This is a genomic window from Nocardia sp. NPDC003345, from assembly GCF_053589395.1.
This window is the reverse complement of record NZ_JBSFRU010000334.1, coordinates 1-6969: the sequence shown is the minus strand read 5'-3', so window position 1 is coordinate 6969 and position 6969 is coordinate 1. Positions and strand designations below refer to the sequence as shown.

Genomic DNA, 6969 nt, shown 5'->3' with positions numbered 1-6969 from the left:
TACTCGGGCAGCCGCCGCCGGTGGGATGTCGTGGTTTCCGGCGGCCACGCGACCATCCGTGGAAGCTGCGCCGACGACAGCGAGCGGCGTGTCGTGGCAGCGATGGCACGGACTATCCCCGGTGTCGACGATGTCCGTATCGAGGACGCCCCGGCGACCACCGCCGGCCGGTAAGAGCCGCGCACACCCGATCGGAGGAGTGGTCCGATGGCAGGCGCTACCGGAATTGAGCCGAAGGCGACGATCGTCGTCGGCGTCGAAGGCTCCGAGGCCTCCACCACCGCGGTGCGGTGGGCGAGCGAAACGGCGTCCGCGCGCGGATATCGGCTGCGGATCGTGCACGGCATGGATATGACGGCGACGCGGGCGGTACGCAATGTCTACGACGTCATGGAACCCCCTATCGCCGAAGCGATCCGGCACCGTGGCTCGGAATTGCTGAGCGCGGCCCGCGAAGAAGCCTTGCGCATCGATCCCGCGCTCTGGGTCGACGTGGAACTGTCCGAAACAGGCGCGGCGCCGTTGCTCATCGAGCATTCCGCCGAGGCCGAGATCACCGTTCTCGGGGCGTCCGGCTCGGGCTCGACCCTGACCCATCTCGGATCGACGCTGCTTGCCGTCACCGCGCACGGCCTCGGCAAGATCGTCGTCGCGCGTGGCGCGGCGCACCGCCACACCGGCCCGGTTGTCGTCGGCCTCGACGGCTCATCGAGCAGTGAGGCGGCCGCCGCGGCCGCATTCGCCGAGGCCGAGCTGCGCCGCGCCGCGCTGGTCGCCGTGCACGCCTGGCACGATCTGCGGGCCCACTGGTACGCGGGCATCCCGGAGGTGATCGACGACCCCGATATCGCCGCCGCGGCGGACACCGAACTGCGTTCCTGGCTGGCCGGCTGGTGCGAGAAGTACCCCGCCGTCGAGGTGCGGCGCGAACTCTATCTGGCGGGTCCGGACCTGCATCTGATCAACCGGTCGCAACAGGCGCAACTCGTGGTGACAGGCAGCCGGGGACGTGGTGGCTTTCGCGGACTGCTCCTGGGTTCGACGAGCAATATCCTGGTACAGCGCGCCCATTGCCCGGTGCTCGTGGCCCACACGGACCGAACCGGCGAATGACGGATATCGACGAACCGCCGCCGCCTACCCGGCCACCCGCGGCGGGTCGTCGTTCCGGGCGATCGGACGACCCGGTCGCGGGTATTCCGGCCGAAGTCGATCCGCGCGAGCCGGTATCGGCGTTGATGCGCGACCTGCGCACCGGGCCGCGCGGGCTCACCTCCCGGGAGGCCGACCGCCGGCTCGAGGTCTACGGCGTCAACGAATTGCCCCGGCGCCGCACCCGTCCCTGGTGGGTGGCGCTGGGACGGCAGTTCACCCATCCGCTGGCGCTGCTTCTCTGGGCGGCTGCCGCCTTGGCGCTCGGTAGTGGGTCCACAGCGCTGGGCGTGGCGATTCTCGCGGTGATAGTGCTCAACGCCGTGCTGGCCTTCTGGCAGGAGAACCAGGCCGAGCACGCCGTCCGCGCGCTGGATCGCTACCTACCCGAACAGGTCTGGGCGCTGCGCGACGGGCAACGGGCGCGGGTTCCGGTCGCCACCCTGGTACGCGGCGATGTCCTGCTCATCGAAGAAGGCGAGCGGATCCCCGCCGACGCGCGCATGGTCGACGGCACCGTCGAGGTGGAGATGGCGGCGCTCACCGGGGAATCCGATGTTCTCGAGCGCAGCGCCGGGGAACCGGACCACGCCGCGCGTTCCCTGGATTCACCGGTGCTCGTGTTCAGTGGCACCGCCTGTGTAGGGGGCGAGGGGCGCGCAGTGGTGTACGGGACCGGCGTGCACACCGAACTCGGCCGGATCGCGGCGCTGTCCCAGCATGTCCACACCACGGAGAGCCCGCTCGAACATCAGGTGCGGCGGGTAGCCTGGCTCATCGCCGCCGTCGCGGTCGGCGCGGGTGCGGCGTTCCTGCCACTCGGCCTGGTCGCGGGCCTGTCGCTCAGCGCCGCGCTGCTGTTCGCCATCGGCCTGCTGGTCGCCAATGTGCCCGAAGGCCTGCTACCGACAATCACTCTCGCGCTGGCGGCGGGCGTGCGGTCGATGGCGGGACGCGGTGCGGTGGCCAAACGGTTGTCCGCGGTGGAGACCCTCGGCTCCACCACGGTCGTGTGTACCGACAAGACCGGAACGCTGACCGTGAACTCGATGCGGGTCGCCGAGGTCACCGGAGATGCCCGCGACATCGCCGATATCGTGGCCCGGTGCGGTACCGCCGAAATCGGCGCGCACGCGGCCGGGGACCCCATGGAAATGGCGCTGCTGACTTACGCCGCCGATCAAGGGCGCGGGGTCGCGGCCACCGAACGCGAAAGAAATCGCGTCGCGCTCAACGCCTTCGATTCGCACCGCAAGATGATGTCCACGGTAGACCGCGTCGGCGCGGAGGTGCGTGTGCATGTCAAAGGCGCGCCGGAAGTCGTGCTCGCGCGTTGTTCACAGTGGCCACCGGGCATGTCCCCACAGCAGGTCCGAGCTCGGTCCGATGGTCTGGCCGGACACGGCTTACGGGTCCTGGCGGTGGCCAGGCGGCCCTGGGACGTGGGCACATCGACCGCCCCGGAAGAGGCGGAACAGGGCCTGCGCCTGGTCGGGCTGGTGGGATTGCTGGACCCACCACGCCCGGAGGTTCCCGCCGCCGTGCGGGCGGTGCACGCCGCCGGGGTACGCGTCCATGTCATCACCGGAGACAACGGCCGGACCGCGGCCGAGATCGCGCGGCGGGTCGGATTGGGAGCGGACCGGGTCGTCGACGGTGACGCACTCGCGGCGCTGTCCGACGACCACTTGGACGCCCTGCTCGCCGCACCCGGGGAAGTGGTGTTCGCCCGCGCCACACCCGAGATGAAACTGCGGATCGCCGATGCGCTACGGCACAACGGTGAAGTGGTGGCCATGACCGGCGACGGAGTCAACGACGCCCCCGCCCTGCGGCGGGCCGATATCGGCGTCGCCATGGGTTTATCGGGCACCGACGTGGCCCGGGAAGCGGCGACACTGATCCTCACCGACGACAACTTCGCCACCATCGTCGCCGGAATAGAGGAAGGACGCCGGGTTTTCGACAATGTCCGCAAGTTCGTTCTCTACATTTTCGCGCACGCGGTTCCCGAGGTCGCGCCGTTCCTTGTGTTCGCGCTGTCCGGCGGGCTCGTCCCACTTCCGCTGACAGTTCTGCAGATCCTCGCCATCGATCTCGGCACCGAAACACTGCCCGCACTCGCGCTGGGCCGGGAACCCGCCGAACCGGGGTTGATGGACCGGCGGCCCCGGCCGCGGCTGGAAGGAGTCGTCACCCGCGGCCTGCTGATCCGGGCCTGGGCACTGCTCGGGGTGATCTCCGCGGTGCTCGTGCTCGCCGGGTTCTTCACTGTGCTCTACGGATCCGGCTGGCGCCCCGGCGATCCGGTGGGGCCCGGGTCACCGCTACATCACGCCTACACCCAGGCCACCACCATCACCTTCGCCGGTATCGTCGCCTGCCAGCTGGGCACTGCCTTCGCCGCCCGCACGGAATGGGCCTCCCTGCGCTCGGTCGGTCTGCTGAGCAACTGGCTGCTGCTCGCGGGCTGCGGTTTCGAGATCGCCTTCACCGCCTTCGTCGTCTACGCACCTCCGATGCAGCGCCTCTTCGGCACCGCTCCACTGGAGCTCTGGATGCTCGCGCTGATCTCGCCGTTTCCCATCCTGGTCTGGGCGGCCGACGAGGCCGTCCGATACCGGCGCCGACGGCGCGTCGGGAAATCCGGCACCCCTCCCCTCGTCTCTTCAACTCAGGAGTAGTCATGCGCGCACGCGATATTCTCACCCGGCCGGTGGTCACCGTCGACCCGGATACTCCGCTGCGCGATGCCGTGGCGACACTGACCGGCCACGGCTTCGCCGCCCTGCCCGTGGTCGACGACCAGGAACGAGTAGTAGGCATCCTGTCCGAATCCGATGCCCTGACCGCCGGTCCGGAGACCGGCACCGTCGCCTCCGCCATGACCACTCCTGTCGAGGTGGTCGCACCCGGGACCGATACCACGGTCATCGCAGCCACCGCTCTCGAGCGACACATCCGATCACTACCCGTGGTGGAGGCCGGAGTTCTGGTCGGTATCGTCTCCCGGCGCGATCTCCTGGGCACCCTGCTGTGCGACGACACCGATACCGAGGCCCGGGTACGAGCCCTGCTCGACGAATACGCGGGCAGCCACCGCCAATGGGATATCGAGGCCGCCGACGGTGTGGTGACGATCCAGGGCATCTGCGCCGACGAATCCGAGCAGCGGGTACTCATCGCGTTGGCTCGCAGCATCGCGGGCGTGGAGGAGGTGCGGGTTGTCGACACCGCCGCCCGGTAACAGCGAACCGCTGCCGATCGCCCGGACCGTTCTCGCACTCACCCGTTGTGTACTCGCCACCATCGGCCTGCTACTGCGCCGGCACGTCCGGCTACCGGCGGACAACCTCGGGCTGCGGCTGGGCTTCGCGGACGGGACCAGCGCCCGGGTCTTCCGGGAAACCATCGTCGAGGGCTCCCCGGCCCGCCAACCATGTGTGCTCGTCGTGAAGTTCGAGCTGCGCGGGGTCCGGGCCCGCGGACACGCTCTCTTCCGGCGGGAGAGTTTGTTCAACACGATCCTGTTCGCCGGTTTCCCGGGACTGCTCACCAAGCTGTGGGTCGCCGACGACGAGCACGGCGTCTACCGCGGACTCTACGAGTGGGACGGCGCCGCGGACGCCGAGGCCTACGCCCGCGCACTGTGGCGCGTCCTCTCGCTGGTGAGTGTGCCGGGATCCATCGGCTATCGAGTGCTGCCGGGGCTGTCCCGCGCCGACCTGTTCGCCGCCGCCGAGCACGATCCGGTCGGCCGGACCGTCACCGACTGGTGGCGGGTGACAAGCACTCACCGGACCTGAGGGCCGGCTCCGGCAGCCTTACGCGATCCGCCTGGATGCCCGCGATATCGCGGCGGTCGAAGATCGGCAGGGCGGCCAGCAGTGCGAGGGCTTCGGCCAGGTCTCGGGACCTCCGCTGCTATCGAGTCCAGGAACCGACCGCTACTCCGCCGGTATCGGCAACTTCTGCTCGCACACCGTTTCCACGAACTCGCCGGTGGTCCCCTGGTCCATGTTCCGCGCGATATCCGCTTCGCTGATGATGCCGGCCAACCGGCCCTGTTCGGTCACCGGCAGCCGCCGGACCTGATAGCGCTCCATGAGAGCGAGCGCCTCCGGCATCTCGGTATCCACGTCCACCGTGCGCAGTTCGTCGCCCTGGGCGAATTCGCCCGCCGTGGAGGTGGCCGGATTGTGGCCCAGGGCCAGGCAGTTCACCACGATATCGCGGTCGGTGACGATACCCACCGGATGGCCCTCGCCGTCACAGATCGGCAGGGCGCCGATATCGCGCTGGCGCATCTGCTCGGCCGCGGTGGCCATGGTGTCACGGACACCGATGCTCACGACGTCGGCATGCATGATGTCACGGGCAGTGCTCATATCTGGTCCTCCGTCTCGATGGTGGCCGGTTGGCGCATCGATCATCTCCCGGCCGGCCGAGGGGGGTCAGGGCACAATGTCACCACAATGGCCGCCACACCCGCCGCCGGGACCTTCACGGGTAGCTGCTGACCTCTGCCCCCGCTGTGAAGGACGATCGGCCCTGCCCGGCCACCGCCGCCGCTCCCAGACTGGAACAGCCCGGCGAGCGAACCGGGTCGAGACGAGGGAGCGATCATGCAGGTTGCGGACATACTCACGACAGCGAAGGACTCGCTGACGGTCCGGCGGGTGTTCGCCGAACCGGTGGAGCGCGAGGGGACGGTCGTGATCCCGGCGGCGGCGGTCTCCGGTGGCGAAGGCGGCGGCACCGGAACCGACGAGCAGGGCTAGGAAGGCTCCGACGGCGGATTCGGGATGGGCGGCAGACCGGTCGGGGCGTATGTCCTGGGGGACGGGCAGGTGCGCTGGCAGCCGGCGCTCGACGTGAACCGGGCGATCACGGTGACCGGCATCGTGGCCGCAATCGTCGCACTGGCCGGGATGCGCGATGCGCGTGTGGTCGCGCCGCTGACGTCCACCGCGGTGCGCAGCAGGGTCGACCCCTGACCACTGCCATGGCCCAGGACACACAGAAGCTCCCGGTCAGCTTTCCGGTGAGTCGCCCGGCCGCGCCGGCACCGCGAAATGCGCCGCGGCCGCCTCGTCCCGGGCATGGAGCTCGCCGGGGGTCAGCACATGAGCGTCCGGCCCTGGGAAGGTCAGCGCGCGATGACCGGTGTCGGTCCAGTGCACCAGGTACGGAGGTGCCCCTTCGCTCCCGTGGACCTCCTCGATCAATCCGTGCCGGACCGTCTCTCCGATATTGCGGCCCTCGACCACCAGCCAGTCCCCGACATTCGCGTGCATGATCGTCCTCCTGCCTGTGCCGGTTATCGATAGGACCCGGCCTCCACGATCGCCGATCCGACAGCGCCGATATCAGTGCGGAGCGTCACCGACCGGAAGGACATTCGTCCTGAGAAGCCACCCGAACCACGGGGATGTGTCGCCACGCGGGCAGGTAGCGTTGCCAGCGAGGCGACAGTGATCGGCGACCGGGCCTCGCGCCGCGCCGACCGACTCATCCAGGAGAGCTCCATGCCCGGCGACGCCGTGCACCACAACACCCCCGTATCTCTGTCCCGCCGGATCGGCCTCACCGACGCGGTCGTGGTCGGGCTCGGCTCGATGATCGGCGCCGGTATCTTCGCCGCCCTGGCTCCCGCCGCGGGCGCAGCCGGATCGGGGCTGCTGATCGCGCTGGCGATCGCGGCGGTGATCGCCTACTGCAACGCGATGTCCTCGGCGCGGCTGGCGGCGCACTACCCGGCCGCCGGCGGAACCTACGTCTACGGGCGCGAACGCCTCGGCGAATTCTGGGGCCACC

10 protein-coding genes are annotated in these 6969 nt (G+C 69.6%); 8 read left to right on the top strand and 2 right to left on the bottom strand.

The features are described 5' to 3' along the window. Window positions 1-30: 30 nt before the first annotated feature. The 5 genes from ACWDU1_RS26975 to ACWDU1_RS26955 are packed head-to-tail and all read left to right on the top strand — an operon-like array spanning window position 31 to window position 4958. The gene (locus ACWDU1_RS26975; RefSeq protein ID WP_450002684.1) at window positions 31-174 is read left to right on the top strand and encodes a hypothetical protein; all 144 of its coding nucleotides are present in this window, start codon (window positions 31-33) and stop codon (window positions 172-174) included. Window positions 175-207: 33 nt separating this feature from the next. Beyond that, the gene (locus tag ACWDU1_RS26970) at window positions 208-1113 is read left to right on the top strand and encodes a universal stress protein (protein WP_450002682.1); all 906 of its coding nucleotides are present in this window, start codon (window positions 208-210) and stop codon (window positions 1111-1113) included. After that, window positions 1110-3836, top strand: a complete 2727-nt coding sequence (locus tag ACWDU1_RS26965) for a cation-translocating P-type ATPase (RefSeq protein ID WP_450002681.1) — start codon at window positions 1110-1112, stop codon at window positions 3834-3836. The genes ACWDU1_RS26970 and ACWDU1_RS26965 overlap by 4 nt, the downstream gene beginning before the upstream one ends. A 2-nt stretch (window positions 3837-3838) precedes the next feature. Further along, window positions 3839-4399: a CBS domain-containing protein gene (locus ACWDU1_RS26960; RefSeq protein ID WP_450002679.1), complete on the top strand. Its 561-nt coding sequence runs from the start codon at window positions 3839-3841 to the stop codon at window positions 4397-4399. Further along, window positions 4377-4958 carry a hypothetical protein gene (locus ACWDU1_RS26955; RefSeq protein ID WP_450002677.1) on the top strand — a complete coding sequence of 194 codons (582 nt, stop codon included), beginning with the start codon at window positions 4377-4379 and terminating at the stop codon, window positions 4956-4958. The genes ACWDU1_RS26960 and ACWDU1_RS26955 overlap by 23 nt, the downstream gene beginning before the upstream one ends. 141 nt (window positions 4959-5099) lie before the next feature. Here ACWDU1_RS26955 and ACWDU1_RS26950 read toward each other — a convergent pair whose 3' ends face one another. After that, window positions 5100-5540, bottom strand: a complete 441-nt coding sequence (locus ACWDU1_RS26950) for a CBS domain-containing protein (RefSeq protein ID WP_450002675.1) — start codon at window positions 5538-5540, stop codon at window positions 5100-5102. 237 nt (window positions 5541-5777) lie between these two features. Here ACWDU1_RS26950 and ACWDU1_RS26945 point away from each other — a divergent pair, with 237 nt between their 5' ends. Beyond that, entirely contained in the window at window positions 5778-5933 is a 156-nt protein-coding gene (locus tag ACWDU1_RS26945) for a hypothetical protein (protein WP_450002674.1), read from the top strand. A 24-nt stretch (window positions 5934-5957) separates the two neighbouring features. Next, window positions 5958-6149 (top strand): hypothetical protein, encoded by a 192-nt coding sequence (locus tag ACWDU1_RS26940; protein WP_450002672.1) that lies wholly within the window; start codon window positions 5958-5960, stop codon window positions 6147-6149. A gap of 36 nt (window positions 6150-6185) precedes the next feature. On the opposite strand, the gene ACWDU1_RS26935 is transcribed toward ACWDU1_RS26940, so the two are convergent. Further along, the gene (locus tag ACWDU1_RS26935) at window positions 6186-6449 is read right to left on the bottom strand and encodes a DUF1918 domain-containing protein (protein WP_450002670.1); all 264 of its coding nucleotides are present in this window, start codon (window positions 6447-6449) and stop codon (window positions 6186-6188) included. Between the two features lie 231 nt (window positions 6450-6680). Between ACWDU1_RS26935 and ACWDU1_RS26930 the strand changes: the two genes are divergently transcribed. Next, the coding region (locus ACWDU1_RS26930; protein ID WP_450002669.1) for an amino acid permease at window positions 6681-6969 on the top strand (289 nt) is incomplete at its 3' end.